Source organism: Picrophilus oshimae DSM 9789 (assembly GCF_900176435.1).
Lineage (GTDB): Archaea > Thermoplasmatota > Thermoplasmata > Thermoplasmatales > Thermoplasmataceae > Picrophilus > Picrophilus oshimae.
On the sequence record NZ_FWYE01000001.1, the window covers coordinates 444,127 to 470,966 of the forward strand.

Genomic DNA, 26,840 nt, shown 5'->3' on the forward strand with positions numbered 1-26,840 from the left:
TTTAAAACGTTACAGTTGCACTTGCAGGTGCTGCCTTCTGTGTTGGTGTTATTAATTTAACAGTATAGGTTCCATGCAGTTCCATGTGCATTGATGTTGACAGGTTCATGTATATTTCTGCCTCATCACCCAGCGGTATAAAGATTCCATTGTATGGGCTTACCTTTACATCGTCGTGATAGTGATATGGCGCATCGACGATTTTGTACACATCCTTGTCTATATTCTGAGACGTTAATATAATTGTTGATGTGCTATTTGATAGTATTATCTCTGTTACCGCAGCCTGGTTTGGACCATCAACGTCAGTAACATTGAACACAAGGTATGAGTTTCCATTTGAATTATATGCCATTGGCATGCCAACAAATTCTGTTTTTGGAACCTTTGAATCATTGAACAGTTTTCCCACGGCATTGCCATATGCTATCTGGCCTGTTACAACAGTGAATAAAACGACTATTATTGCGAATATTAATGTAACTACAAGTATCTTATTTTTCGACGTCTGCCAGTACTTATTTTTTTGGGATTTCATTTTTATCACCAGAGCTTTATAAGATTAAGTATCGGCACATTTGCTATTCCGCGGTCTCCAAACTTTTTGTATAAAAAGTAGTCAAGCCCCATTGCCCTGCCGGCACCCACCATCATTAATGTTATTGATCCTGCGAATAACAGTATGCCAATCTGCCATTCATCCTCACATGTTGCGCCAAGCCAGAATGCAGGCTGGAAGCCTATTGCCATCATTGCACCGCCAAAGGCTGCAAGCCTTGTTAGTAGCCCGAGTATTAAAAGTATGCCTGCAATTAATTCAACAAAGGAGAAGAACGTTATAAATGGTGCTGCAAATCCAGGGTGCTCCAGTGCAAACAGCAAAAATCCCTTGAAGAATCCGGCATGTGGTAGGAAAGATACAAGTTTGTTAAGAACAAACGTTGATGTGCCTACTGCAAGCTTCTGTGGTGCAAGCACAGCCTTTCTTAGACCACCATCAAAATAGTCATAGCCAACCGCAAATCTCAAAAACCAGGTATAAAGAGTTGGCGTCATTATTTTTGTCTGACCCTCAAGGCCCTTCAAATCGACCTCGGTCATGTTTTGGTTTAACATAGCTATCAAAAATTGTTATTATTATATTATATATAAATTTTGTTTTTTCCGAAATAATTTAATTTTATATATCAACACATTTTCATTTTTATCATATTTTATATTTTTTATAATTTATATTCACATTATCTTTTATTTTTTGCAGGAAAATTCAAATTAATAAATTGTTAAATCATGTGTATTATTAATAAAGTTTTTATAACTTAAATATTATCATTCCTAAATTTATTATATTTAAAGTTATCATCAAAATATTATATATCAAATACTAAAAATAGAAACATAATAAATTTTATATAAATTAAATGGAAATTTTAAATAATTCTTTTCAATTTTTTATTATGCGAAAAAAGATCGCAATCGTTGGTCTAATAATTCTCATGCTGGGTATAGCCCTTTTTATAGCCGGCTTTGAAACCGTTGAAAGGGCGCCTACCTATACAACGGTAATTCATATTAATAATGATGAGTATACAACAGCTTGCTTTACCTATCACAGCGGGGACGTCGTTGTAATCACAGGCGTAAACAATGACTCTGGATTGATATGCAACTCTTATATAAACAACGTAACACAAAAAAACATTCATAATTACACAATAATTCCTGAAAAATCGAGTCCTGATGCATTTTATTATGATAATCTAAAACCAGGAGGCCGCTATGTGTTCGTTGAGTTCTCAAGTTCAAGGCCCGTGATTGGATATTCCATTTCAAGTCAATCAGAGGTTTCATTATTAAGCATTGCAGTTTATCTATCAGGCGCCGGCATAATACTTGGCATTATAGGTTTTATAACAGCAATTGCCGGAATCATACTTAAAAAGAAACCAGAAACAAAGTTTATATTGAATAAAAAGAAATAAAATGAAATTGCAAAAATAATTATTTTATTTCATTATATACTATAAAATGATCATAGTAAAGCTTGGCGGCAGCGTTATAACAGATAAATCATATTACAGAAAATTCAGATCCGGCGCGGTTAAAAAGATATCAAAGGTTCTAAGCGATTTCAATGATATAATAATTGTTCACGGTGGTGGTTCCTTTGGCCATATAAAGGCAAAGGAATACGGGCTGCCTGGCAAAATATCTGTAAAAACTTTATCAGGAATGAACGTTGTACATAACGATATGCTTGAACTAAATGTTAAGGTTTCAAGGATATTGAATGAAAACGGTATTTTTAATATATCAATACCAATACCCGCGATATCAAGAAACGGAAGAATTGATTATACATCATTCATTGAATACATAAAGGCAGGGATAACGCCTGTAAGCTTTGGCGATATATACGTAAAAAATGGAACCATTGGTATATACTCAGGGGATAATATAGTATATGATCTCTCATTTATATATAAACCGGATACCGTGGTATTCATGAGCAACGTTGATGGCATATTCGATAAAAACCCTGAGATATATAAGGACGCAAGGCTTTTAAGAAATCCTGATATTGAATTAAACTTTGAAAGCAAATACAATGACGTTACAGGAGGCATGAAATCAAAGCTTGATGTAATGAAGAGGATAGCCAGGCTTGGTGTAAAGGTATATTTAATCAACGGAAATTATCCAGAGAGAATTTACGATTTAAATAATGATGATTTTATAGGTTCGGTGATAGAATGATAGAGAATAGAAAGGAGGAGCATATAAAAATAGCGGAGAATGAAAATGTTGTATCAGAACATAACTTCTGGGATGATATAAGGATAGTTCATAGGGCAATTCCAGAGGTTGATTTTAATGATATAGACACAGGTGTAAAGTTTCTTGGAAAGCAGTTTAATTACCCTATTTTAATATCATCAATGACCGGCGGAACCGAAACTGCAAAAATAATAAATAAAAATCTTGCAATGACGGCCGAGCACTTTAAGATAGGTATGGGCGTTGGCAGCATGCGTGTTGCCATTAAAAACAAAAATACGGCAGACACATTCTCTGTTATAAACGATTACAAGATTCCGGCAAAATTTGCAAATATAGGCGCACCGCAGCTTGTTAGGCAGGACTCTGACTCCTTATCAGATAATGACATAGAATACATTTATAATTTGATAAACGCTGATTTTCTTATAGTGCATTTCAATTTTCTGCAGGAGATGGTACAGCCCGAGGGTGATAGAAACTCAAAGGGTGTAATTAAAAGACTAAAGGATATAGCCGGATCGTACAATGTTATAGCAAAGGAGACCGGCAGCGGCTTTTCAAAGGAGGATGCCCTGAACCTCCTTGATGCCGGTGTGAAGGCAATAGACGTTGGCGGTCTTGGTGGGACCTCGTTTGCTGCAATAGAATATTACAGGGCACAGAAGGCAAATGATGAGATAAAGATGCATACTGGCAAGGCCTTCTGGAACTGGGGCATACCGTCGCCGGCATCAATAAAATACTGCAGCCTTGGGGAGCCTGTTATAGGCAGCGGCGGTCTTAGAAATGGCCTGGATCTAGCAAAGGCAATCATGTTTGGTGCAACACTTGGTGGTTTTGCCAGGGAGCTCTTAAAGGACGCAAACACATCATTTGATGATGTAAAAAGGCAGATGGAGATGATAATAAACGATCTAAAAATAACAATGATGTTAACATCATCAAGGAACATCGATGAGCTAAAACATGCAAGGTATATAACACTGGAGCCATTAAGGTCCTGGCTTGAAGTTTATAAATAATTTTATTTGCATTAATTATACTTTATATATGATTATAAATATATTTTTACAAAAACCTTATTAACCTGTATATAAATAAATGTCTGTGATTTTATGGACGAGATAACGGAGGTAATATGTCCTGTTTGCGGTAAAAATCTATATTATACCGGCAGCCAGGTAAACATACCATACGAGGGTAACATTATAATAGAAACATACTTTTGCAAGTCATGCGGTTATCACAATTCATATACAAACACGCTTGAAGAGCCAAAGGGCCATAAAAGATTGAAATTAAAAATAAGAAACAGGGAGGATCTAAAAACAATCGTTTACAGATCATCAAAGGCTGATATAATCATACCCGAGATAGATGCAGAGATAACACACGCAAGCAACACAACCGGATACATAACCACTGTTGAAGGTATAATATACAGGATAAAGGATCATCTGGATCTTATGGGTGACGGCGAGGAGATAAACTATTTACACCAGAGAATAGACGGAATATTGAATGGTCCGGAGGAAGAGGTAACATTGATACTCGATGATGTATCCGGTTTAAGCAGAATCAACAGCAGCAAAGTTGAAATAGAGGAAGTGGCCGGAGATCAATAAAATAGACAATTTTAAATAATTACATATGATTGGGTCTTGATTATTATGGTTATTACAAGTGCTGATGCTTTATTGGCGGTTGCAGCATCAATTGCGATAGCCGGTGGACTTATTGGTACCGGCATGGCCCAGCAGGGCATTGGTGCTGCCGGTATGGGCATAATAGCAGAAAAGCCCGAGAAGTTCGGTCAGGTTTTGTTCTTCTTCGTCATTCCTGAAACGCTCTGGATCATAGGTTTCATACTTGGAATAATATTATTACTCCACGTGATATGATGTCCCTTGCAGATATTATTAAGGATATCGATAAATCCAGAGAAGAACAGATATCGAAAATAAACGATGAATACAGCAAAAGGATCGAGGAGTTAAAAAAATCCTGCGATTCAAGGATTCAGAGCATAAAAGAATACTATGAAAAGAAAAAGGAAGCCGATATAAAGACACTAAAAAAGGTTCAGGAGGACAAGATAAAGATAGATTCAAAGAGCATAAAGATGGAAAAGAGGCGCGAGATCGTTAAGGACGCACTTGATATATCATATTACCATTTAATGAACATCACAAAATCAAAGAGATACGATTCAATACTGAACTCAATGGTCTCAACGGCAATAAAAACACTCGGTGAGGACTGTGAAATTTTTGCCAGCGAGTCCGATGCAAAGAAGATAAACAATGCAAAGGCAGATCATAAAATCAACGGTGGAATCATTGCCTATTCAAAGGATAAAAAGCGCATGCTTGATTTTAGATTAAACTCAATTTTTGAAAACATAAAGGATGATCTTGCATCATACTTCTATGAAAACATAGAGGAGTGACAATGAATACAGTCTACTCTGGTTCATATGGAAGATTAAAGGTAAATTACTCGGAGTTCCTGGGCAGGGACTTTATAGAATCACTAATAGATCTTGATATAAACGAGATAAAGAACAGGCTTTATTTAACATCGTACAGGGAGGATATAGAAAGATCATCAAATATAAAGGACATGGAAACGATGCTGATTTCGGCAATAAACAGAAGAACCATGAGGCACTATAATAATGCCCTTTTTGCCGTGCCTCCAGGAATAAAAACCTTTATAAGATCATACGCAGCCAAATGGGACGTTGAAAACATAAAAATTATATTATCTGCAAAGTACATGAAATACGATGTTAAATACACGGATGAGTTCTTAATAAGCTTTAGGGATATACCATTTGGCATCTTTGCAGGCAACCTTAAGAACGAGGATTTCAAGGCAATAATGTCAAAGAGCGACGTTGAGGCGGTAATAAATTACCTTGTTAACTATGGTTACAATTACCTTTTAAAGTACATTGAAAATTATAAAAAGACAGGAGATATATCACAGATATTATACGCCCTTGATTATAATTATTATAAAAACCTAATCGAGAGTGCCAGATTCTTCAATGGTGACGAGGGAAATATTATAAATTACATAAGGGAAATAATAGATGCAAGAAACATAATGATAATATTAAAGGCTGCCAGATCAAACATGGAATTCAGCAGGATATCATCGTCAATAATAGACCTCGGAAATTTCAACAGCAATTATTTAATGGATCTATTAAGGAGCAAAAACATTAAGGAAATCATGGATGCCTTTAATAAATATGACATAGAGGCCGGCGTGAGGGCATACGAATCAAACGGAACGCTGTCACAGTATGAGCTTATATTAAAGAGGAATATTATAAATAGCTACATAGAAAAGATGCTTGTTGATACATTCGGTGCATTCATAATGGCATATCTTTTAACAGCAGACCGTGAGCGCGAGAATTTAAGAACGATAGTTTCTGGAAAGGTTTACAATCTTGATAAGAATACCATAAAGGGTCTTTTAATATGAACAATATATGTGTTATTGGTGAAAGGGAGCTAATAACAGGTTTTAAATTAATAGGCATAGGCGATGCCTTCGAATTTAAGGATAAAAATGAGGTTTTGAGGATTTTTAACGCTAAAAAATACAAGTATATATTTTTATCGCAGTCAACGGAAAGATATTTTAATGAGAATGAATTAAATATCTTAAAGAGCTCAATAGATCCTCTGGTTATATTCGTGCCAATGCCAGGCATCTCCGAGGAGGAATCCGTTTTTGAGCTTGCAAAAAGGATTTTAGGTATCGATATAGGTGATTAAGCATGTCAGGATCAATATACAGCGTTTCAGGTCCGGTTGTTATTGCACAGGATATTGAAAATGCCCAGATGTTTGATGTCGTCAGGGTTGGCGAGCTGGGCCTTATTGGCGAGATTATTAGAATTTCAGGCAACAAGGCGACAATACAGGTTTATGAGGACACAAGCGGGTTAAGGCCGGGTGAAAAGGTTTACTCAACAGGGAAACCATTATCAGTTGAGCTTGGCCCCGGTCTTTTATCCTCAATTTACGACGGCATTCAAAGGCCCCTGGACGTTATAAGGGCAAAAACCGGTGATTTTATTGCAAAGGGTGTAAACATACCGCCACTGAACGAGGAAAAGCTCTGGGACTTTAAACCACTTGTCAATGAGGGGCAGCAGGTAAAATCGAATTTTATCATAGGCGAGGTTGATGAAACAGAGATAATAAAGAATAAAATCATGGTTCCATATGGTGTTGAGGGTACCGTTAAATCAATAAAATCTGGTAAATTTAAGGTTTCAGATACCGTTGCAATCATAGAAACCAGGAACGGTGATTATGAAATAAAATTGAAGCAGATCTGGCCTGTAAGGGAAGCCAGGCGTGTTTTCCATAAGTTTCCGCCTGAGATTCCATTAATAACAGGTCAAAGGGTTATAGATGCATTCTTCCCGGTTGCAAAGGGAGGTACCGTTGCAGTTCCAGGGCCTTTTGGATCAGGAAAGTGTGTTACAGGTGATACGCCAGTGCTTCTGGCAGATGGAACTGTAATGAGCATAGAGGATATATACAATAAATCAAGTGGAACTGTGGAATATAAAAATGAAAACGAAACACTTATCAGGCTTGATGAGCCCCTCAGGCTTTATTCATTTTACAACGGCCATGTAAACGAAAGCACCTCGAATTATATATACAAGGGCAAGAGCGATTCAATAATTAAAATAAGAACGGCATCTGGCAGGGAGGTTAAGGTAACACCAGTGCATAAACTATTCAGATTTGTTGATGATAAAATCATTGAAACCGAGGCAAGATATCTAAACACAGGCGATTTCATAGCATCAATAAAAAGATTCAATAATAAGGATGAAAATTATCTATCCGGCGATGAATCAGAACTTCTCGGTTTGTACGCATCATACGGCAGCATAGAGGATGGCATTTTAATTGATGCATCCATAAAGGACAGATTTATAAATCTTGCAATGAACATTTTTAAATTAAAGACAATTAACATTGAATACAAAAATGGCAGGGTTTTAATAAAGAACGATGGTCTCAAGGATTTTATAGCCAGGATGATCTCCAGTGGTATACCATCAGAGATAATGAGGTCAAGGACATGCGCCACCTCATTTATAAATGGATATCTTTATGGTAAGTTATATCACGATGATGTTATTAAATTACATGATAATGAGCAAAACATTTTAAAGATATCATACATGCTAACAGGTCTTGGAATAATCCATTCAATAAGGAAAAATTTAATCGAAATAAAAGCAGAAAACATGAAAATTCTTAATTCAATGGAAAATGAATTAATAGATAATAATGAAACATTGTTAATATCAAATAATGCAGATGATGATTTTGATCTATATCCTGATGAGATTGAATCAATAGAAATATTGCCAGGGCCATTCGATGTTTACGATGTAACCACACCGGACTTTGGAAGCAACTTTGTCGGCGGCTACGGCGCAATACTATTGCACAACACTGTAATACAGCACCAGCTATCAAAGTGGTCAGACAGCGATATTGTTGTTTATGTCGGCTGCGGAGAGCGCGGAAACGAAATGACAGAGATACTAAGCACATTCCCTGAGCTTATGGACCCAAAGACAGGAAAGCCAATAATGCAGAGAACAGTTCTTATAGCAAACACATCAAACATGCCTGTTGCGGCAAGGGAGGCAAGCATATACACTGGCGTTACAATAGCCGAGTACTACCGTGATATGGGATACAACGTGGCATTAATGGCAGACTCAACCAGCAGGTGGGCCGAGGCACTGCGTGAAATATCCGGCAGGCTTGAGGAGATGCCAGGAGAGGAAGGTTATCCTGCATACCTTGGCAGGAGGATCTCTGAATTCTATGAAAGATCTGGAAATGCCCAGATTATTGCGGAGGATCAGAGAACAGGCTCTGTTACGCTTATCGGTGCTGTATCACCTCCAGGCGGTGACCTATCTGATCCGGTTGTTCAGAACACTTTAAGGGTAACACGTGTATTCTGGGCCCTGGATGCATCACTGGCATCAAGGAGGCACTTCCCATCAATAAACTGGTTAACATCATATTCATTGTATACAAACAATCTATCAAAATGGTATATAGAAAATGTTGGACCTGACTGGCCAGAGATATATAAAACAATGATGGATCTGCTTGAGAAGGAGTCAGAGCTCCAGGAAATCGTTCAGCTCGTGGGCTATGATGCACTGCCTGAGAAGGAGAAGAACGTTCTTGACATAGCAAAGATGATAAGGGAGGATTTTCTCCAGCAAAACGCCTTTGATGATATAGATACCTACTGCTCAATAAAGAAGCAGTACATGATGTTAAAGATTATAAAAACAGTTTATGAAATGCAGATGAACGCATTGAATCATGGAATGAAGATAAGCCAGATAACGTCAATACCCGCAAGATCAAAGATTTCAAGGATGAAGGAGGTATCAGAACAGGACTTTCCGGCTTTCTATAAAAATATCATAAAGGAGATAAATGATGAGTATAACAGCATGATTGAGGTCGGTGGTGTAAATGCGTGATGTTTTATACAGATCAGTTTCACAGATCAGTGGTCCGTTACTTTTTGTTGAGGATGTAAAGGACACATCGTATAATGAGATCGTTGATATTATTCTTGATAACGGTGAGAAACGCCGTGGCCAGGTTCTTGAGACAAGAAACGGCCTTTCAATAGTTCAGATATATGGATCAACAACGGGTATAAGCACATCAAATGCAAGTGTGAAATTTACAGGCTCAACATTCAGGCTGCCTGTATCAGACGATATGCTTGGGAGAATCTTCAATGGTTTTGGTGAGCCAATAGATAACGGTCCAAAGATATATTCAAAGGACAAACTTGATATAAACGGCAGTGCAATAAATCCATATTCAAGAGAGGAACCAAGCGAGTTCGTTCAAACCGGAATATCAACAATAGACGGTATGAACACGCTTGTTATGGGACAGAAGCTTCCGATCTTCTCAGGTGCAGGTTTATCACACAACAGGCTTGCAGCGCAGATAGCCAGGCAGGCAAAAACATTGAAGGGGACCGAGAACTTCGGTGTTGTCTTTGGTGCAATAGGCATTACAAGCGAGGAGGCAAATTATTTTATAAATGAATTCCAGAGCTCAGGTTCCCTTTCAAATTCAGTAATATTTTTAAATCTTGCATCAGACCCATCAATGGACAGAATTGTCCTGCCAAGGATAGCGCTAACAACAGCTGAGTACCTTGCATATGAAAAGGAAATGAATATGCTGGTTATACTAACGGACATGACAAACTACTGCGAGGCATTGCGTGAGATCTCATCTGCAAGGAATGAAATACCGGGCCGCCGCGGGTATCCTGGCTACATGTACACGGATCTAAGCACAATATACGAGCGCGCCGGCAAGATCCGCGGCAGAAATGGTTCGATAACACAGATACCAATACTCACAATGCCCGGTGACGATATAACAAATCCGGTTCCGGATCTAACAGGCTATATAACCGAGGGCCAGATAACACTGTCTAGAGATCTAAACAAAAGAAACATATACCCAGAGGTGGACGTCCTTTTATCACTGTCAAGGTTAATGAACCAGGGTATTGGTTCGGATCATACAAGGGAGGATCACAGGGGTCTGGCAGATCAGCTATATGCATCATATGCAAAGGGAAAGGATGCAAGGTCAATGAGTGAGATCGTTGGTGAGGAATCATTAACAGAAACAGACAAATTATATCTTAAGTTTGCAGAGGATTTTGAGAACAAATATGTAAACCAGGGCAACATTGAAAGGAGCATAGAGGACACATTAAACCTTGGCTGGGATCTTCTATCTGTACTGCCTGTGGATGAGATGAAGAAGGTTAAATCCGCCCATATACCAAAATATGGGAAGTGGAACAATGGCAAATAATGTTAAGGCAACAAGAATTGAATTAATAAACACAAAGAAGAGAATAAAGGTGGCAAGGAGGGGCCTCGATCTTCTAAAGATGAAGAGGCAGGCCCTTGTCATGGAATTCATGAAGATCGCAAATGAAATAAAGGGCAAGAGGGAGGCCCTTAGAAATGATATAGCGGCTGCCATAAATGAAATAAAGATGGCAGAGATCATCGAGGGGCAGATGGAAATAGAGAGGCTATCATATCTATCATCGAATCCGGATATATCAATGAACATGCGCAACATCATGGGTGTAAAGATACCAGAGCTCGATACAAAATATGGAAAAACAGGACTAACAGAGGATTATCTTGTATCTTCAGTTCCGGTATCCGTTTATGATTCAATAAAGCTCTTTGAAAGGGTATTCAATGAGTTAATGGAAATATCACAAAAAGAGGTTGCCATGCGCAAGCTTTTATATGAAATAGACAAAACGAACAGGAGGTCAAACGCAATAGAGAATATTATGATACCAAGAATGGAGTCAAACCTAAAGTTTATTAAGGATCATCTTGATGAGCTTGAGAGGGAGAGCTTCTCCTCCCTGAAGTTCGTAAAGGAGCACGTGCTCGATGAACCGCAGCGTTGATAAGTTCAGGCTGATTAAAATAATAATATTCGCTGTTAATGTATCGTTATCCATAGGACTTATTCTATTCATATTTATGGAGGTTTTTCTATGACTGAGCTTGATGAATTGAAGGTTATAAAAGATAAGGAAGAGAGCATAAAAAAGGAGATCGAGAACATTATAAAGGAAAAGGAAAACGAGATTAAGGAAATAAAATCGGAGTACGAGGAGAAGGCAAAGAGTACAGAGGAGGAATCATTAAACATGTACAATGCTGCAATCATGGAGGCCAGGGCCGAGGAGGAAAAGAGGTACGTTGAGTTAATAAACAAGGCCAAGGCAGAGGCAGATCTGATGAAATTAAAGCTCTCAGAGGATGAAATACGTGAGTTTGTTATAAACAGGGTTATTGAATATTTAAAAGAGTGATTCAATGTTAAAGCCTGAAAAAATGGAGAAGATAATTATAATATCGTTAAATAAATACCGCGATGTTATAGTAAGGGATCTGCACGAGCTTGGTGCAATGCAGGTGGAGGACAGCGGTGAGAAGATCTCATCGGTATTCAATAAAAGGTATGAAAATAGCATGTACAAGGATGTATACAATTATTTACAGAAATTCCGGGGATATCTATCAATGCTTCCAAAAAGGGAGATAAGGAGCAGGGCCAGGTTCAAAGGCATAGATGATTTAATATCAAAAATAGAAAGTATAAAAATAGAAAACGATCTAAATGAAATAAAGGATAATGAGGATAAATTAATAGCATTAAAAAGGGATCTTGAGAATAATATTAAACCGCTTGAAATAATGCATAACCTTGATTATGATCTTTCAATATTTAATAACGATCACGTTAAAAGTGTTGTAATTGAGGAGCCAGCGCTGCCATTTATTGGCGACTGTAATAGATGCGTATCAAAGATAAAATTAAACAATTTTTATTTAATAATCGTTGAAAAAAACGCATATGATAATTTAATATCAAGGCTGCCGCAGAATTACATTATAATGCCTGTTCCTGAGGGTTCAGGTAAGATTGGCGACGTTCTTGCATCATGGAAAAATGAGCTTTTAAATGTAAATAATAAACTAAACGATTTAAATAAAAGATTAAATGAGATATCAGATAAATGGTATGAAACAATAGCACAGGTATCAGAGGAGCTTGAAATATATGCAAACGAATACGATGTAGAATCAGAGCTCGCGTCAAGTGATTCCGCTTTTGCAATAACAGGCTGGATACCAGTGGCCATGGAAAAAACCATAAATGAGGTTTTAAGCAGGGACTCAAACAACGAAATTTACATAAAAAGAATTGAAACGGACGAGGAGCCGCCGACGCTGTTAAAGAACACAAAAAGACTAAAGATCTTTGAGTTCTTTGTGAGGTTTTACTCCCTGCCAAGGGAGTATGAGATAGATCCTACAATAATCTTTGCAATAGTCTTTCCAGTATTCTTTGGTTTAATGGTTGGTGATGCCGGCTACAGCCTTGTTATATTACTAATATCACTTTTTATAATACACAGAGTAGATCATCCAGTTCAAAGGAGCCATATACCGAAGTTTTTATCAAGGTTTGTCCTTACAATAATGAGTAAAAACTCGCTAAAAACGCTTGCAAAGGCATTAATACCCGGATCAATAATAGGTATAATAGTTGGAATAATATTCAACGAGTTCTTTGGATTTACAATATACCCAAGACCGTTTGTTGCCAATCCAAGACCATTTCCAATTGTTTACATAGGAAAGCTTCTTTTAATATCAGGATACATAGGCCTTGCGATGGTGATCTTTGGTTTTATACTTGGAATAATAAACAACGTTTATATAAACAAGAGAAGGGAGGCCGTTGCAAAGTTCGGCTGGATACTTCTCGCGCTTGGCATAGCAGATATAGGCCTTAATTTGCTGCACAGGATCTCGCTAAGCCCTGATGTTTTATCATCTTTAATAGGCTATATAATGATCGTCCTTGGCTTTATACTTATATTAATCTTCGAGGGCAGGCAGAGCCTAATGGAGATACCATCCATAATAAGCCATATACTATCATATACAAGGCTTGTGGGAATTCTTCTTGCCACTGTTGTCCTTGCACTGGTTATAAACAGGGTCTTTGTTTCAACGCTTAGCATGCCCTTCTATTTTATAATACTTGGTGTTATAATACTTGCAATAGGCCAGATATTTAATTTAATAATATCTGTGTTCGAGCCTGGAATACAGGGGGCCAGGCTTATATACGTTGAATTCTTCTCAAAGTTCTATTTTGGCAACGGAAAACCATTCAGGCCATTCGCTGCAAACAGAAAATACACAGAAAAGGACAATGAAAGGTAACCATCATAATATTAATATTTTTATATTATATCTTACTCCATGGAGACAATAAAAAGCGTAGATATATACGAGCTTGGATCTCCCGGGGAAAAATCATCTCCATGGAGCTCAACAATCCTGATAGTTAAGCTGACATCGTCCAATGGTAACGTTGGTTATGGAGAGGCACCAACAACGTTCATGACGCTTCCTGTTAAGGAAAGCATGCGCGAGGTTGAGCGTGTCTTTAAGGATCAGAACTATTTTAATATAGAAAAGAACATGCGCGAGTTTTATAAGCATTCATTTTACCTATCAAGATCCATGGAGGCAACATCAGCCCTAAGTGCATTTGAAATAGCCTCATGGGATTTAATAGGCAAGGATCTTGGTACGCCCGTGTATAATCTGCTTGGTGGTGAATACAATTCTGAGCTCAGGGCCTATGCCAATGGCTGGTACTCTGACTGTTTGGAACCTGATGACTTTGTTTCAAGGGCAAAGGAATACATAAAAAAGGGATATACTGCATTTAAGTTCGATCCGTTTAGAAACAACTTTGACAGGATAGGCAACGATGGTATAAAAAAGGCCGTTGATATAGTCTCGGCAATGAGGTCAGAGCTTGGTGAAAATATAGATCTTTTAATAGAATGCCATGGAAGGTTCTCAACAAAGTATGCAATAAAGGTTGGCCAGGCACTTGATGAGTTTAATCCGTTATTTATAGAGGAGCCAATACATCCTGAGATGGAGCTGGGCCTCTTTGATTTTAAAAGGTATGTAAATACACCGGTTGCACTTGGTGAGAGGCTTTTAAACAAGGAGGATTTTGCAAGGTACATATCACAGGGCATGGTCGACATAGTACAGGCAGATCTAACAAATTCAAAGGGAATACTTGAGGCAAAGAAGATCTCTGCAATAGTTGAATCCTTTGGAGGCCTCATGGCATTTCATAATGCCTTTGGACCGGTTCAGACTGCCGCAACGTTAAACGTTGATTACACACTGACCAATTTTTTAATACAGGAAAGCTTTGAGGACTCATGGCCTGACTGGAAGAGAAATCTTTTCTCAGGATACAGGATAGAAAACGGGCATTTCAAACTTTCAGGGAAGCCTGGGCTTGGCATAACAGCAGATGAAAAATTAATGGAAAAATTAATTTATGATGGCATGGAGGAATTCAATAAAAACGAGCCATCATGGGTTGTCTCTGGAACATACAAATAAATTAATCATTTTTTAATTTCCTTGCAGTATTAACAAGGTTCTCTAGAAGCTGTCTCATAAATTTCTTTGCATCCTCATCCCTTAGGTTCCCATTCTCGTCAAATTTCTGGGATGCCATTGTAACAAAGACCTCAGGTGTATTTATTGGAATTATATTTAAAAATACAAAACTCTGCCTTAGATGGTACTGTGCCCTGGAACCACCAAGCATACCTATCGATGCGCTCATTATTGCCGCAGGCTTTCCATTGAAGGAATTATCACCGTATGGCCTTGATGCAAGATCTATTGCATTTTTTAGATATCCAGGAACCGAATAATTGTACTCTGGCGTTACAAAGAGTATTCCATCAGAATTTTTTATCTCGTTTTTAAAATTCTTAACGTTCTCAGGGTAGTTGTTTTCAATATCCTGGTTGTAAAATGGCAGTCCGGAGATGTCAAGAATCTTTAGTTTGGAGCCATCGGGCATTAATTTTGCAGCCTCAAGCATTAAATACCTGTTATATGAGTTCTTTCTAAGGCTACCGCCTATGCCAACTATATTTATCATGCTACGTTATTGCTTATTATTATATAATAATAAAAGTTGATTTACATTAACATAATTAATATATGGTAATTTTAAAAAGATAATATATTCATTGGTAATATTCATACAATGTACATTGTAAGATATTCTGAGATCGGCATAAAGGGGGAAAGGGCCAGAAGAAAGATGGAGGGTATACTATCATACAATATAAAGGCGGCCCTTGAATCGTTAAACATCAATGCCGATGTAATAAGAACAAGGGGCAGGATATATGTCATGTCAGATAATGACATTTCAGATTTATTAAAGAGGATCTTTGGCATAAAATCATTTTCAAGCGCATTAATGTTTAAATTCTCTTCAATCGATGATATAAAAAACATCGTATACAGGCTTTACAATGAAAAGGTATATAAAAAAACATTCGGCATCTTTGCAAAGCGTGCTGGAAATCATAAATTCACATCAAAGGACGTTGAGAGAATAGTAGGCGATGCATTATATAAAAATTCAAACGGTGTGGATCTCGAGAATCCGGAGGTTCCCATTTACATAGAGATAAGGGACGATAAATTCTATGTTTTTGATAGAATAATTCCAGGGACCGGTGGGCTGCCGCTGCGCTCCGAGGGATCCGCATTATCGCTGTTCTCCGGTGGAAACGATTCACCACTGGCAACTTACATGGTTATGAAGCGCGGATCACCATGCGACCTGCTGTTCTGCTCATTTGCACATCCAGAGGATACATACAACATGCTCTTATCTGCAAGGAGATTATTTGATAAATACAGTTATGGCTACGATCCTTTAATATACATAATAGATGGAACAGAGCTTGCATCGAGAATAATGGAGAGAAATCAAAAATACGGGAATTTAATATTTAAAAAGCTTTTATATCTTTATGCGGACAATCTATGCTCATTAAAGAATTACAATGCAATGGTAACAGGTGAGTCCATAGGACAGGTCTCTTCACAGACGCTTGAAAATCTAAGGTCATTATCACATGGAATTGACCATCCAATACTAAGGCCATTAATAGGCTTTGACAAGGATGAAATTGTATCAAAATCCAGGGAGCTGGAGATCTTCGAGTATAACCACCTTGGTGAGTTCTGCTCCATTGTTTCAAAAAGGCCGGGTGTGAGGGTCTCCGTGGATGAATTAAATAATGAGATGAGATATTATAATATTGATTTAATGAAAACCTCGCTGGTATTAAAATACAGTGAGATAAATAATTATATAAATGCAATGAAATTAAGCTTTATCAGGGACATACCTGATGATGCGGTTGTCATGGATCTAAGGCCTGCCAGCGATTATATAAAATGGCATCTGAACGGATCATTAAACATCGATGTAAAAAATCTAAAAAACATGAATTTTGATAAGGATAAAACCTATGTGTTCTACTGCAGGAAGGGCCTTAACAGCGCCTATGCAGCATCAATTCTAAGAAAAAATGGAATCAATGCATATTATACAACGGAAAACAATGTAAAAAGGCTCAAACCGAATAGCTTGTAAAGTGCCTTTTGAATATTGCATCCTTATAATCTATGTCCCTGCCGTTTTCCATGGCGTAATTATACAAAGATCTTAAAAGGCTCTTTTTTGTTCTTTCTGAGGATTCATTTACCCTTACCCTTTGTATTCTTATATATTTTTTATCCCTTGGTATTCCTATAATATAGGATTTAAAATCAGGATAGGCAAGCTGGAAAATCCTTACCTGTTTTATTACATATAAAGGCGCGGGCCTGACTGAAAAGCTCTTCATCTCATAGAATGTTTTGTTATTATAATCTATGAAATCAGGCTGTGCATAGACACCGGCATCGCCGTTTATAACTATAAGCCTGGTTTTTTCCTTCATGAACCTGTTTTTATATATCTCGCTGCCTTTGAATGCGTGTATGAACCTCCATGCAGTATTTATGTAAAAATCCATGTTCTCTATTTTTAATTCGTTTGATTTTGCCTCACTTTTGAATTCAACTATGAACTTTTTGATTGCCTTTAATGATATATCTCTTTTAATATAACCGGAATAATAAACCATGCCTGAAACAACGTCATCAAGGCACTTGCCAAGTATCCTGTTTTCAAGAGAACCATCATGCTTTATAAACTGTTTTGTGTATTCATATGTTGCTATTACCCTCATTAAATCACTTTAATATCTTTCCGGTTTCAATGTACCATATGTAAAGATCAAAAACCCCGGGCTCCATATTAAATTTTTTTGCAAGCTCATTAAATACAATCTCATTTTCCAGGTATCTCCTTCTGCTGCTGTTATTCTCATATTTTATATAATAATTGTTCTTCATGAATTTAATTATATGCTTATCGAGTATTGCAAAATCAAAGATGCCAACATTTCTCAGGAAGTGTGACGCCTCCTTGTAGCCTATGCCCTTGACCCTTTCTATTAATATCTCCCGGGCCCTAAAATGATCGTCCATGTTAACTATATATTCAAGATCGTCTATAATATCCCTTGCACCGATAATATAGGATGCCCTTTTATTGTAAAACCGGTAATGAACTTTTATTAATTCTTCCCTTAAATCGTTGTAATCAAGCCTGTAAAATCCATCATTAATGTATGCCTGGCATTTTAATCCAAGCTCGGCAGATGTATTTGCGGTAAGTATGCAGAATGACAGCTCCTTAAACAGTGTGTACTTATCGCTCTTTTTAAGCCTTTTAAACTCTGAGATCCTTGATCTTATGAGATTTCCTTGAATGTTTTCTATCTCAAGTATTTTATCTTTAATGTAATCGCTGGATATCATTTACATGAATAAAATAAATATAAAAAAACTTATTCCTTGAAAACCTCGTATAATTTCTTTGCCTTCTCAAGCCTCTTCTCAACAACCTTCCAGTTTACGTTCTTCATGAAGGCGTCAAGGTATGGTGCCCTCTTTGCACCGTAATCTGTGTAATATGCATGCTCATAGACGTCCAGTGGCAATATCATTATTGCATTCCATATTGCACCTGCACTGTGTATGTCTGCACCCACTATTCTCAGCTTTCCATAGTTTAAATCGAATATCAGGTGTGCCCAGCCCCTGAAGGCCGTACCTGTTGCCTTGAAAAGTGCAACGAACTTTTCATAGCTGCCAAAGTCCTTCTCTATCTGCTCCTTTACACTTGCCGGTATCTCTGTATGATCCTTTGTTAGCGACTCAAAGTAATACTCATGAAGCATTGAGCCATCATAGTTGAATGTTTCCTCAAGCTTCATCTCCCTTAGATCGCTGTAGTTCTGGTTTGCCTTGCTTAAATCAACATCCGGCAGCTTTGACCAGATCTCGTTGAGCTTTGTCACATAGCCCTTATAATGGAAATCAAAATGGTAGTCTATTTGCTGGTCGGATATGCCGTCAAGTCCCCTCGGTTTTAGTTTTTCCTTTACTTCCCATGTCTCTGCCATGCTTATAATATGTTAAAATGATATTTAAAAATTTAGTGAAATATTAAATAAAAAAGAATTAATGAAAAAATAATTAAATTTAAAACGATACGCAATCAATGATAGTATTCATTGGTGGCATACCGGGTGTTGGTAAGACCAGTCTTTCGGCATATATTGCAAGGAAAAAAAATATAGACATTGTGCTTTCCGGTGATTATCTAAGGGAGTTTTTAAGATCATATTTAAATGATGAGATAATGAATGTAAGTGTTTATGATGCCTGGAGGTTCTTTGGCCCGATGTCCAATGAAAATGTAATCAAAGGATATCTTTATCAGGCACGTTTAATGTACAATGGTTATAATAAAATCATATCAAGGGCATTAAGAAACGGTGAATCAATGGTCATTGAATCATTATACTTTGATCCGGGCCTTTTTGATAATGATCTTTTTAATAAAATAAAGGTCTTCTATATTTATATATCGGATATTGAGATTCACAGAAGCCGTCTTTTAAGCAGAACCATGTATACACATAAAAACGATCCAGGTGAAAGGCTTGCAGAACAGCTGCCTGTTTACAAAATTATGGAAGATTACTCGATAAAAAAATGCGGCGATTACAATGTAAAAAAAATTGATAACATAAACTTTGATGAAACCATGGAAATGCTTGGTGATTTAATTGAATGATCTTAATGTTTATGGTGAAAAAATAAGAAATATGCTTCTTGAACTCGGCATTTATAATAAATCAGGTGATTATTCACCTGATATTAAATACAATAAAACGTTCCACGCAAATGGATACCCAATAACAGGTCTTTATAAATTCCTTGGATACTATGATAAAGACAATAACATAGCCAACTTTCCATCGATATCGTTCACAACGAACTTTTCATCATGTGATGTTACCTGCAAGGTACTGAGATCTGGTAATGATAAGATTATATTCAACGGGAAAAACAATGAAAAGTATTACAAAAGGGCTGAAAAGGCCCTGTCATTTCTCAGGAAAAAATATAGAATAGATGCAGCATTTGAGTTTAACATCAGGATAAATAGAAGATACAGGGATGCCAAAGGCCTTGGAGAATCGGCAGCCGTGGCATCGGCAACCGCCAGGGCCGTTGCCGCAGCAGTCTTTGGCATGGATGCTGCAAAAGACAGGGGTTTTGTATCATACCTGGCCAGGCATGTCTCTGGCTCCGGTACCAGATCTGCGGCAGGAAACCTTTCAATGTGGCTTTCATATCCTGGAATAGACGATTTATCTTCAATTGGCTTCGAAATAAGAAAAGACGATTTATTCCATTTCTATGCCATACCAATGAGATCAAGAATAGAGACATTAAATGCACATGATTATGCATCCTCATCAATTTTTTATAATGCATGGGTCAAATCAAAATTTTTTGATATAATAGACATCATTGAAAACAAATTCAATACAAGGATGATGCTTGAATACTCCATGAAGGATATGTACAGGCTGCAGGCGCTTTTAATATCCTCTGGATATATTATATATGAAAAGCATTATTTAGACATTATAAGAAAATTAAGATCATCATTAAATAACTACAAAAACGTTTATTTCACATCTGATACAGGAACAAGCATTGTTGTTATGTCAACATCAATGAATGAGCTTTCAAGGTTCGTTAACGATCTTGATCTTGATGGTATAAGCGGCAATTTTCCAGAGAAGATCATTATAGAGGAACTATGATATGGCCGTGTTTAGTTCCTCTATTATATTTTCTGGATTTTCTATACCGGCAGATAACCTTACATAATCCTTATCTATACCAAGAATCTTTAGCTCATCATTGTTCAGTGATCTGTGTGACATCGTATATGGATTTGAAACAATTGTATTTAAACCACCAAGGGTGTTCGCAGCCTTTATATTTGATAATTTATCTATAAAATCATTAAAATCCTTTTTTAATTTAAATAAAATAACGCCGGAGTAACCTCTCAGCAATCTTGATGCTATTCCATGATCCGGGTGGCTTTCAAGCCCTGGATATATTACATCCGATACCCTGGGAGATTCATTTAGAAACCTTGCTATCTTCATTGCGTTTTCATTAATTTTCTCCATTCTTAAATCCAGTGTTTTAATACCGCGCTCCACAAGGAACGCTGTATTTGGATCCATTGATGTTCCAAGACTGCGCCTGGTATCATCTATCCTTTTTATTAAATCATATGATCCCGCAGCAACACCTGCGATTACGTCATTATGACCAGATAAAAATTTTGATGCACTGTGTATAACAACATCTGCACCGTGATCAAGCGTTTTTAAATTATAGGGCGTTGCGAAGGTGGAATCGCATATTAGCAGTGCACCGTTCTCTGAACATGCCTTTGAGATCTCGTCTATATCATATACCCTTAGTACTGGATTGCTCAGCGTTTCTATGAAAACAAGCTTTGTTCTCTTGTTTATCTCCTCAAGTATATTTTCAGTTCCAGGTCTTGATATTCTTGTTTTTATTCCAAAGGATCTCAAGAATTCAGAGAAGAAATGATAGCTCCTTGCAAACGTATCTATATGCGTCACGGCCTCATCACCAGGCCTTAAGATTGATAAAAGCGTTGTTGTTATTGCGCCCATGCCTGAAGAGAAGGAATTTGCAAGATCACCATGTTCAAGTCTTTTTATTACATTATTTAAATTCTCAACCGTTGGGTTGTACTCCCTTGAGTATCTAAATTTTTCACCGCCTGGAATCTCATAAGATCCAGTCTGGTATATTGGAAATACCAGGGGCCTTCCATAAATATCATTAATATCTGTTTCAATCATTGTATGCCTCCATAATCCTTGATTTTTTTAAAATATATTTTATATTATATGATCTCATAACATCATCCACCGATCTTAAAATGCCATTGTAATCTGATTTGTCATCATAAAGTATAAGCACGGTTGGTCCAGCACCGCTGATGCATGCCGATATTGCATTGTTTTCAATTACCCTTCTTTTTAGATCATAATAGTAGGGAAACATTCTTATTCTTGCCCTTTCAACGATGTTATCATTCATTCCATATGATACAAGATCCCTGTCCCCGGTGATCAATCCTGAGATCAATGATGATAGCCTCTGTGTTGATTCTATATGCTCATCCATCGTTATTTTTGATGGAACAAGGGATCTTGCATACATTGTTTTGTTTTCCATGAAGAACTCCGGTATGACCAAAAGTATTGAAAAATTCAAATTTATCTTTAATTTTTTTATTTTTACAGGGTTCTTTGACTGCACAAGTGTGATCCCGCCGTATATTCCAGAGGAAACATTGTCAGGGTGTGCCGACCCGCATGCGGCTATTTCACCGTGCATTGAATAGTGAACCATCTCATCATGGCTCATGCCAAGGTTAAAAAGTTTGTTTATTGCCCTTACAGCGGCAGCTGCAGACGCACCACTGCTGCCAAGGCCTAAACCTGCAGGTATGCCCTTTTTTATGTTTATTTTAATACCGGTTTTTATTCCATAATCATTTAATATCATTGAGGCGCTTAGCCCGGCCGTATTCTTTTTGTAATCAAGCGGTATTCCATCACCGGAAATCTTTATCTCATTTGAATGATCCTCAAGAACCTCAACCTCATCGTAAAAGGCGTCATGCCCCATGGATAGTATATCATATCCCGGCCCGAGATTCGCCGATGATGAGTAGCTAATTGCAATCATTAAATTAGAATGATCTTATCTAATAAATTTATTATTTAATGATATATTACTCATGGTAATTAAAGCACAATTTCCTCCCTCTGTGGCGTTCTCAATGGCGATAAATCATTTATATCGATTCTGCCCTCGGAGAGGTCAACGTATTTATCATGCATGTAAATTGCCGCAACAGACCTTCCTATTGAATCACCCTTCATTATGCCACTGCCGGAGGTTCCAGAAACAATAATTAAATTCATGTTCCTAAAAACGTAAGGTGTGTAATCTATTGTATTGTATGCATAGTGGCCTGCCCACATGGTTGTAACCTTTGAGCTTCTTGTAGCCGGGAAGTATAGATCGAATATTGGCTTTATATTATAATTATAAAAGTCTATCTCGGCCCTTGGATCATCATCAAGCTTGAACGGTCTTCCGGTATTATCTGCAACACCGGCCCAGAAGGATGAATTGTCCGGTACCGGCCTTATGTAAGAACCTGACGGAAAGACTGTGAACGGGAAAACGTTTGTATCCGTGAACCTGTCCATTCTTATGATCTTTTCTATTTCAGGGCCTGAAATCTGAAATACCTGCCTCTTCTTAGGTTTAATGTATGAATCTATGCCAAGCGGGTCCGTTATTAAAGGCGTCCAGACATCAGAGCATAATATTATGGTATCTCCGTTTATTATTCCATGGTCTGTTTCGATACCTGATATGTATTTATCCTGCCATATAAACGGTTCTCCTGCATAATCTAGAGGCCTTCTTGGTGATAATATTAACCTTTTTACCTCGGTCCTGAACATAAAGTCAACGTTCATTTCAAGGAGTTTTTTATAATAAAACGATGATAATTTATCAGGCTCTATTATACCTGCATTTTCAGACAATATTGCCGTCTTTATGCTTGCAACATTCATTAGATCGTTATCGTTCTTCATGTTAAAGATATCGCTTATATCATCTTCTATGATCCTTGCATGTTTATATTTTAAAAGATCATTCTTATCATATTCCTTATCGAGTAAAAACAGATATCCATTAAATATCATGCCAAGATCGTATTTAAGATCCTCCTGTACATGTTTATAAAAGGAAATCGATGAGGCTGATAAAATGTAATTCAATCTTGATGAAAAGAAATCCCTAAAGCCAGCAGCACTTCTACCCGTGTTTCCCTGGGAAAAGGTTCCGTATCTGTCGATAACAAGGATCCTTGCATCCGGATTGCGCATTTTTATATGGTATGCAGAACTTAAACCTGTTATGCCAGCACCAACAATAATGGCATCATACATGAAAAGAAAATAATAATGTGTTAATAAACTATTTTTAAAAAGAAGAAAATGGATTTATCTTCTCTTATAATAAACAAGACCTGCTATTGCAGCTATTACTGCGACTGCCGCTATTATATAGTACATTGTGTATGAAACTGTATGATTGTTTATTATCTCTATTGAATTTGCATTTACCGCCTTTGCATCTCCAGGCACTATTAATTTATATGATGGGTCTGATACTATGTGTATATTTACAAACGTTGTGTTTATATATGTATTCACGGTCTTACCTGCATTGTATGTAAAAACCGTGTAATTGTTTGCTGCATTAAAGTATCTGTGCCATTTAACCAGTGATTGATCAAATACACTGTAGTTTGCCGTGTTGTAATGGAATCCAAATGTTTTTGAGCCCATGATTGTGTGTGGCAGCTTCATGCCATTTAGGCCCCTCCATGACATATTTATTGTATTATTTTTTATTATGCCTGTAACATTGAATGCTATGCTGTTGTTGTAATATTTTATAAATGATTTGTCTGTAAGCATTTTGAACTGCTGCATTATTGTTACATTTGAATACTTTATCGTGACGTTATGCATGTTTAAATGCATTAACATCCTGTTGAACTGCGTTGTGTTCATGTAATACGTCATGTTATAATCGAAATATCTTGCAAGGAAATTAAATGTTAAATTTGCCATGTTTGATGTACCATTCTTTGTTACCTTTATATATGTATAGGAAGAATATGTAACGTTTGCATCGTTTGTGTTCTTGTTAACATAGACAGTTACAGTTGATGCGTGGGAAACAGGTACAAAAACGAGTCCAATCATAAAGAGCAGCACAACCGCAACTGCAATTTTTTTGTACATAATATAAAGATTAAAATCACATATTTAAAGTATACACAAAATTCTTTTTTTATATTGTCTATGATATTATTTTAATACATAATATTTAAATACTTCAATTTTATCTTATTTCCATGTCATTTTCACAGTATTTAACATCACTTAAATATCAGCTTCTCTTTTACATAAGATCCAGAAGATTTATTGGACTGCTTGGCATTGCAATAGCCATATCATTAATATTTACAGTACTTGATATACACTTTGATTATTCACTGTTAAAGTCAGGGACTGATTCATCATTTTTATATGGATACCTATCTTCTTTTATTATATTTTTAACATCAATAGTCGCCGCATTCTTTGGTGGTGATCTAATATCCATTGATACGGGAACGCAGTCAGCATACTATTCAATGGTTCAGCCCGTTCCAAGATCAATAATCGTTCTTGGCAGGTACACTGCAGCAGTTATATCAACTTTTATTATATTATTATCGTATGTTTTAATAGGTCTCGGCGGCTCATATTATTTATACGGATCAATTCCATCAAAATCATACCTTGTTATACTTATTCTTTTACTGTTTTCGGCAGCCTTTGTTGCCTTTGCAACCTTCTTCTCGGCCCTCTTTAAAACGCCGCTTACCGGAATGATAATAACGATACTCCTGGTAATCATAGTCTTCCCGATAATACAGGACGTTGTATCAGACTTTGTTGGCTATGCACCATACATGTTCATAACCTTTGGTGGCGAGATCGTTTACCTTGTCCTTTTATCAAAATATTCGACAAAGAGTGTTTCAACAATACATGGAATAAAAATGTACTCATTTTTACCATCATTTTATGAGGGGATAATTATACTTGCACTGTATCTGGTAATTTTTACAGCTCTTGCAATAATACTATATAAATATAAAGAGGTAAAGGGATGAACATGAATAATATATCATTTAACAGCGTTTCAAAACGTTTTGGCAATTTCCAGGCATTAAAAAACATCTCATTTAGTTATGATGGCAATGGTGCAATAGGCTATCTTGGTCCAAACGGTGCCGGCAAAACGACAAGCCTTAAGATACTTGTAAATTTAATAAGGCCTGATAGCGGAACAGTAATGATAAATAATATAAATGTTACAAAGGAACCTGTGATGGCACTTAAAAAAATAGGTGCATTAATAGAAACGCCATTGCCATATCCGTATCTAAGGGTCAGTGAGTCTCTTAGCTATGTTGCCGAGCTACGCGGCATAAACAAAAAGGATATAGAAAACAGGATAGAATATTACTCAAAAAAACTTGCACTTCCTGATTTGAATGCAAAGATATCCGGTTTATCAAAGGGTCAGAGGCAGAGGGTTGTCTTTGCATCCACGCTGATAGTTGATCCTGAGATTTTGATCCTCGATGAACCAACCAGCGGTCTGGATCCATTCGAAAGGAAGCTATTCCGTGATGTTATTCTAGAATTAAAGAAGGAAAAGCTCGTGTTTATGAGCTCACATTTATTATCCGAGGTTTCAGAAACCTGCGATTATGTTGTTTTTATAAACAACGGTTCAATAAAAGCCTCAGGAAACATAGATGAAATATCATCGTCATTTAATATAAAGAAGGTCATTGCAAGATTTATTGAAAATGTTGATGATATGATGATTGATAAGATAAAAAACGCAGGTTACAATGTATCATCGTATGATAAAAACTCTGTTATAATAGATTTTGACGGCTCTGATGCATCCAGGGCAAGAATACTATCAGATCTTGTAAAAATAGGAAATGTAATATACTACGATGTTGTAGGATCGCAGCTTGAGGAGGCATACATCTCGATACTTCAGGGCAATAATAAATAGAGATCCTCAATTCCATCAATATTCAATTTTTTCCTTTTTATCCTCCCGGTTTTTACAAGATTATCTATGGCAAAGATTATCTTATTCTCCAGTATGATCTCGGCACCTATTTTTATGTAATCAGATCTTTTTAAATTATTGTAATTGTAATTTTTATCTATTAATTTTGATATTAAATACTCTTCCTTTACCGGGCCGTTTTCGAGCTCCTTTAATATCATTTCATTTAAATCCATAAATTAAAAATTACAACAAAAAA

The 26,840-nt window shown here is 36.8% G+C and carries 30 protein-coding genes; 19 read left to right on the forward strand and 11 right to left on the reverse strand.

Annotation, left to right across the window (positions count from 1 at the left end):
• Window position 1: 1 nt before the first annotated feature.
• The gene (locus B8780_RS02445; protein WP_011177301.1) at window positions 2-538 is read right to left on the reverse strand and encodes a TQO small subunit DoxA domain-containing protein; all 537 of its coding nucleotides are present in this window, start codon (window positions 536-538) and stop codon (window positions 2-4) included.
• 5 nt (window positions 539-543) lie between these two features.
• Window positions 544-1,116: a thiosulfate:quinone oxidoreductase large subunit gene (doxD, locus tag B8780_RS02450; RefSeq protein WP_084272526.1), complete on the reverse strand. Its 573-nt coding sequence runs from the start codon at window positions 1,114-1,116 to the stop codon at window positions 544-546.
• A 341-nt stretch (window positions 1,117-1,457) separates the two neighbouring features.
• On the opposite strand from doxD, the gene B8780_RS02455 reads away from it, so the two are divergent.
• From B8780_RS02455 to B8780_RS02520, 14 genes are all read left to right on the forward strand, one after another.
• Entirely contained in the window at window positions 1,458-1,982 is a 525-nt protein-coding gene (locus B8780_RS02455; protein ID WP_236719357.1) for a hypothetical protein, read from the forward strand.
• Between the two features lie 46 nt (window positions 1,983-2,028).
• Window positions 2,029-2,757: an isopentenyl phosphate kinase gene (locus tag B8780_RS02460; protein ID WP_084272528.1), complete on the forward strand. Its 729-nt coding sequence runs from the start codon at window positions 2,029-2,031 to the stop codon at window positions 2,755-2,757.
• The gene (fni, locus tag B8780_RS02465; protein WP_084272529.1) at window positions 2,754-3,803 is read left to right on the forward strand and encodes a type 2 isopentenyl-diphosphate Delta-isomerase; all 1,050 of its coding nucleotides are present in this window, start codon (window positions 2,754-2,756) and stop codon (window positions 3,801-3,803) included. The genes B8780_RS02460 and fni overlap by 4 nt, the downstream gene beginning before the upstream one ends.
• A 93-nt stretch (window positions 3,804-3,896) precedes the next feature.
• Complete coding sequence (locus B8780_RS02470; RefSeq protein WP_011177296.1) at window positions 3,897-4,406, forward strand: ZPR1 zinc finger domain-containing protein; 510 nt, start codon at window positions 3,897-3,899, stop codon at window positions 4,404-4,406.
• A 45-nt stretch (window positions 4,407-4,451) separates the two neighbouring features.
• Entirely contained in the window at window positions 4,452-4,682 is a 231-nt protein-coding gene (locus B8780_RS02475; RefSeq protein ID WP_011177295.1) for an ATPase, read from the forward strand.
• A complete protein-coding gene (locus tag B8780_RS02480; protein WP_011177294.1) occupies window positions 4,682-5,230 on the forward strand; it encodes a V-type ATP synthase subunit E in 549 nt (182 codons plus the stop codon). Before B8780_RS02475 ends, B8780_RS02480 begins: the two co-directional genes overlap by 1 nt.
• Window positions 5,231-5,232: 2 nt before the next feature.
• Window positions 5,233-6,279: a V-type ATP synthase subunit C gene (locus tag B8780_RS02485; RefSeq protein ID WP_084272530.1), complete on the forward strand. Its 1,047-nt coding sequence runs from the start codon at window positions 5,233-5,235 to the stop codon at window positions 6,277-6,279.
• Window positions 6,276-6,575, forward strand: a complete 300-nt coding sequence (locus tag B8780_RS02490; RefSeq protein ID WP_084272531.1) for a V-type ATP synthase subunit F — start codon at window positions 6,276-6,278, stop codon at window positions 6,573-6,575. Before B8780_RS02485 ends, B8780_RS02490 begins: the two co-directional genes overlap by 4 nt.
• Window positions 6,576-6,577: 2 nt before the next feature.
• Window positions 6,578-9,346: a V-type ATP synthase subunit A gene (locus B8780_RS02495; RefSeq protein ID WP_084272532.1), complete on the forward strand. Its 2,769-nt coding sequence runs from the start codon at window positions 6,578-6,580 to the stop codon at window positions 9,344-9,346.
• On the forward strand, window positions 9,339-10,721 hold the full coding sequence (locus tag B8780_RS02500; protein WP_084272533.1) for a V-type ATP synthase subunit B: 1,383 nt from the start codon (window positions 9,339-9,341) through the stop codon (window positions 10,719-10,721). The genes B8780_RS02495 and B8780_RS02500 overlap by 8 nt, the downstream gene beginning before the upstream one ends.
• Window positions 10,711-11,343, forward strand: coding sequence for a V-type ATP synthase subunit D (locus B8780_RS02505; protein WP_236719358.1), 633 nt, complete (start codon window positions 10,711-10,713; stop codon window positions 11,341-11,343). The genes B8780_RS02500 and B8780_RS02505 overlap by 11 nt, the downstream gene beginning before the upstream one ends.
• 90 nt (window positions 11,344-11,433) lie before the next feature.
• A complete protein-coding gene (locus tag B8780_RS02510; RefSeq protein ID WP_084272535.1) occupies window positions 11,434-11,754 on the forward strand; it encodes a hypothetical protein in 321 nt (106 codons plus the stop codon).
• A 4-nt stretch (window positions 11,755-11,758) separates the two neighbouring features.
• The gene (locus B8780_RS02515) at window positions 11,759-13,681 is read left to right on the forward strand and encodes a V-type ATP synthase subunit I (protein ID WP_084272536.1); all 1,923 of its coding nucleotides are present in this window, start codon (window positions 11,759-11,761) and stop codon (window positions 13,679-13,681) included.
• Window positions 13,682-13,720: 39 nt separating this feature from the next.
• A complete protein-coding gene (locus B8780_RS02520; RefSeq protein ID WP_084272537.1) occupies window positions 13,721-14,896 on the forward strand; it encodes a mandelate racemase/muconate lactonizing enzyme family protein in 1,176 nt (391 codons plus the stop codon).
• Between the two features lies 1 nt (window position 14,897).
• On the opposite strand, the gene B8780_RS02525 is transcribed toward B8780_RS02520, so the two are convergent.
• Window positions 14,898-15,449: an NADPH-dependent FMN reductase gene (locus tag B8780_RS02525; RefSeq protein ID WP_084272538.1), complete on the reverse strand. Its 552-nt coding sequence runs from the start codon at window positions 15,447-15,449 to the stop codon at window positions 14,898-14,900.
• 108 nt (window positions 15,450-15,557) lie between these two features.
• Here B8780_RS02525 and B8780_RS02530 point away from each other — a divergent pair, with 108 nt between their 5' ends.
• Complete coding sequence (locus B8780_RS02530; protein ID WP_084272539.1) at window positions 15,558-16,967, forward strand: THUMP domain-containing protein; 1,410 nt, start codon at window positions 15,558-15,560, stop codon at window positions 16,965-16,967.
• Here the strand turns inward: B8780_RS02530 and B8780_RS02535 are convergent.
• From B8780_RS02535 to B8780_RS02545, 3 genes are read right to left on the reverse strand one after another with little or no spacing between them, the layout of a single operon-like run.
• Entirely contained in the window at window positions 16,948-17,607 is a 660-nt protein-coding gene (locus tag B8780_RS02535) for a hypothetical protein (protein ID WP_084272540.1), read from the reverse strand. The genes B8780_RS02530 and B8780_RS02535 overlap by 20 nt on opposite strands.
• A gap of 4 nt (window positions 17,608-17,611) precedes the next feature.
• Window positions 17,612-18,241, reverse strand: coding sequence for an N-glycosylase/DNA lyase (locus B8780_RS02540; protein WP_084272541.1), 630 nt, complete (start codon window positions 18,239-18,241; stop codon window positions 17,612-17,614).
• A gap of 29 nt (window positions 18,242-18,270) precedes the next feature.
• Entirely contained in the window at window positions 18,271-18,888 is a 618-nt protein-coding gene (locus B8780_RS02545) for a superoxide dismutase (RefSeq protein WP_011177281.1), read from the reverse strand.
• Window positions 18,889-18,986: 98 nt separating this feature from the next.
• Here B8780_RS02545 and B8780_RS02550 point away from each other — a divergent pair, with 98 nt between their 5' ends.
• Window positions 18,987-19,565 carry a mevalonate-3-phosphate 5-kinase gene (locus B8780_RS02550; RefSeq protein ID WP_084272542.1) on the forward strand — a complete coding sequence of 193 codons (579 nt, stop codon included), beginning with the start codon at window positions 18,987-18,989 and terminating at the stop codon, window positions 19,563-19,565.
• On the forward strand, window positions 19,558-20,607 hold the full coding sequence (locus B8780_RS02555) for a mevalonate 3,5-bisphosphate decarboxylase (RefSeq protein WP_084272543.1): 1,050 nt from the start codon (window positions 19,558-19,560) through the stop codon (window positions 20,605-20,607). Before B8780_RS02550 ends, B8780_RS02555 begins: the two co-directional genes overlap by 8 nt.
• Here B8780_RS02555 and B8780_RS02560 read toward each other — a convergent pair.
• From B8780_RS02560 to B8780_RS02575, 4 genes are read right to left on the reverse strand one after another with little or no spacing between them, the layout of a single operon-like run.
• The gene (locus tag B8780_RS02560) at window positions 20,602-21,696 is read right to left on the reverse strand and encodes an aminotransferase class I/II-fold pyridoxal phosphate-dependent enzyme (protein WP_084272544.1); all 1,095 of its coding nucleotides are present in this window, start codon (window positions 21,694-21,696) and stop codon (window positions 20,602-20,604) included. The genes B8780_RS02555 and B8780_RS02560 overlap by 6 nt on opposite strands.
• Window positions 21,689-22,591 carry a homoserine kinase gene (locus tag B8780_RS02565; RefSeq protein ID WP_084272545.1) on the reverse strand — a complete coding sequence of 301 codons (903 nt, stop codon included), beginning with the start codon at window positions 22,589-22,591 and terminating at the stop codon, window positions 21,689-21,691. The genes B8780_RS02560 and B8780_RS02565 overlap by 8 nt, the downstream gene beginning before the upstream one ends.
• Window positions 22,592-22,650: 59 nt before the next feature.
• Window positions 22,651-23,874, reverse strand: a complete 1,224-nt coding sequence (locus B8780_RS02570) for an NAD(P)/FAD-dependent oxidoreductase (RefSeq protein ID WP_084272546.1) — start codon at window positions 23,872-23,874, stop codon at window positions 22,651-22,653.
• 54 nt (window positions 23,875-23,928) lie between these two features.
• Window positions 23,929-24,738 (reverse strand): hypothetical protein, encoded by an 810-nt coding sequence (locus B8780_RS02575; RefSeq protein WP_084272547.1) that lies wholly within the window; start codon window positions 24,736-24,738, stop codon window positions 23,929-23,931.
• Between the two features lie 113 nt (window positions 24,739-24,851).
• Between B8780_RS02575 and B8780_RS02580 the strand changes: the two genes are divergently transcribed.
• On the forward strand, window positions 24,852-25,658 hold the full coding sequence (locus B8780_RS02580; RefSeq protein WP_084272548.1) for an ABC transporter permease: 807 nt from the start codon (window positions 24,852-24,854) through the stop codon (window positions 25,656-25,658).
• The gene (locus B8780_RS02585; protein ID WP_084272549.1) at window positions 25,655-26,581 is read left to right on the forward strand and encodes an ABC transporter ATP-binding protein; all 927 of its coding nucleotides are present in this window, start codon (window positions 25,655-25,657) and stop codon (window positions 26,579-26,581) included. The genes B8780_RS02580 and B8780_RS02585 overlap by 4 nt, the downstream gene beginning before the upstream one ends.
• Here B8780_RS02585 and B8780_RS02590 read toward each other — a convergent pair.
• Window positions 26,563-26,817, reverse strand: a complete 255-nt coding sequence (locus B8780_RS02590; protein ID WP_084272550.1) for a hypothetical protein — start codon at window positions 26,815-26,817, stop codon at window positions 26,563-26,565. The two genes, B8780_RS02585 and B8780_RS02590, sit on opposite strands and share 19 nt — an antisense overlap.
• Between the last annotated feature and the right edge of the window lie 23 nt (window positions 26,818-26,840).

Bases quoted from the DNA above. Each gene is read 5' to 3' on its own strand.
- B8780_RS02445 (WP_011177301.1), bottom strand. From the start codon at position 538: ATGAAATCCCAAAAAAATAAGTACTGGCAGACGTCGAAAAATAAGATA.
- doxD (WP_084272526.1), bottom strand. From the start codon at position 1,116: ATGTTAAACCAAAACATGACCGAGGTCGATTTGAAGGGCCTTGAGGGT.
- B8780_RS02455 (WP_236719357.1), top strand. From the start codon at position 1,458: ATGCGAAAAAAGATCGCAATCGTTGGTCTAATAATTCTCATGCTGGGT.
- B8780_RS02460 (WP_084272528.1), top strand. From the start codon at position 2,029: ATGATCATAGTAAAGCTTGGCGGCAGCGTTATAACAGATAAATCATAT.
- fni (WP_084272529.1), top strand. From the start codon at position 2,754: ATGATAGAGAATAGAAAGGAGGAGCATATAAAAATAGCGGAGAATGAA.
- B8780_RS02470 (WP_011177296.1), top strand. From the start codon at position 3,897: ATGGACGAGATAACGGAGGTAATATGTCCTGTTTGCGGTAAAAATCTA.
- B8780_RS02475 (WP_011177295.1), top strand. From the start codon at position 4,452: ATGGTTATTACAAGTGCTGATGCTTTATTGGCGGTTGCAGCATCAATT.
- B8780_RS02480 (WP_011177294.1), top strand. From the start codon at position 4,682: ATGTCCCTTGCAGATATTATTAAGGATATCGATAAATCCAGAGAAGAA.
- B8780_RS02485 (WP_084272530.1), top strand. From the start codon at position 5,233: ATGAATACAGTCTACTCTGGTTCATATGGAAGATTAAAGGTAAATTAC.
- B8780_RS02490 (WP_084272531.1), top strand. From the start codon at position 6,276: ATGAACAATATATGTGTTATTGGTGAAAGGGAGCTAATAACAGGTTTT.
- B8780_RS02495 (WP_084272532.1), top strand. From the start codon at position 6,578: ATGTCAGGATCAATATACAGCGTTTCAGGTCCGGTTGTTATTGCACAG.
- B8780_RS02500 (WP_084272533.1), top strand. From the start codon at position 9,339: ATGCGTGATGTTTTATACAGATCAGTTTCACAGATCAGTGGTCCGTTA.
- B8780_RS02505 (WP_236719358.1), top strand. From the start codon at position 10,711: ATGGCAAATAATGTTAAGGCAACAAGAATTGAATTAATAAACACAAAG.
- B8780_RS02510 (WP_084272535.1), top strand. From the start codon at position 11,434: ATGACTGAGCTTGATGAATTGAAGGTTATAAAAGATAAGGAAGAGAGC.
- B8780_RS02515 (WP_084272536.1), top strand. From the start codon at position 11,759: ATGTTAAAGCCTGAAAAAATGGAGAAGATAATTATAATATCGTTAAAT.
- B8780_RS02520 (WP_084272537.1), top strand. From the start codon at position 13,721: ATGGAGACAATAAAAAGCGTAGATATATACGAGCTTGGATCTCCCGGG.
- B8780_RS02525 (WP_084272538.1), bottom strand. From the start codon at position 15,449: ATGATAAATATAGTTGGCATAGGCGGTAGCCTTAGAAAGAACTCATAT.
- B8780_RS02530 (WP_084272539.1), top strand. From the start codon at position 15,558: ATGTACATTGTAAGATATTCTGAGATCGGCATAAAGGGGGAAAGGGCC.
- B8780_RS02535 (WP_084272540.1), bottom strand. From the start codon at position 17,607: ATGAGGGTAATAGCAACATATGAATACACAAAACAGTTTATAAAGCAT.
- B8780_RS02540 (WP_084272541.1), bottom strand. From the start codon at position 18,241: ATGATATCCAGCGATTACATTAAAGATAAAATACTTGAGATAGAAAAC.
- B8780_RS02545 (WP_011177281.1), bottom strand. From the start codon at position 18,888: ATGGCAGAGACATGGGAAGTAAAGGAAAAACTAAAACCGAGGGGACTT.
- B8780_RS02550 (WP_084272542.1), top strand. From the start codon at position 18,987: ATGATAGTATTCATTGGTGGCATACCGGGTGTTGGTAAGACCAGTCTT.
- B8780_RS02560 (WP_084272544.1), bottom strand. From the start codon at position 21,696: ATGATTGAAACAGATATTAATGATATTTATGGAAGGCCCCTGGTATTT.
- B8780_RS02565 (WP_084272545.1), bottom strand. From the start codon at position 22,591: ATGATTGCAATTAGCTACTCATCATCGGCGAATCTCGGGCCGGGATAT.
- B8780_RS02570 (WP_084272546.1), bottom strand. From the start codon at position 23,874: ATGTATGATGCCATTATTGTTGGTGCTGGCATAACAGGTTTAAGTTCT.
- B8780_RS02575 (WP_084272547.1), bottom strand. From the start codon at position 24,738: ATGTACAAAAAAATTGCAGTTGCGGTTGTGCTGCTCTTTATGATTGGA.
- B8780_RS02580 (WP_084272548.1), top strand. From the start codon at position 24,852: ATGTCATTTTCACAGTATTTAACATCACTTAAATATCAGCTTCTCTTT.
- B8780_RS02585 (WP_084272549.1), top strand. From the start codon at position 25,655: ATGAACATGAATAATATATCATTTAACAGCGTTTCAAAACGTTTTGGC.
- B8780_RS02590 (WP_084272550.1), bottom strand. From the start codon at position 26,817: ATGGATTTAAATGAAATGATATTAAAGGAGCTCGAAAACGGCCCGGTA.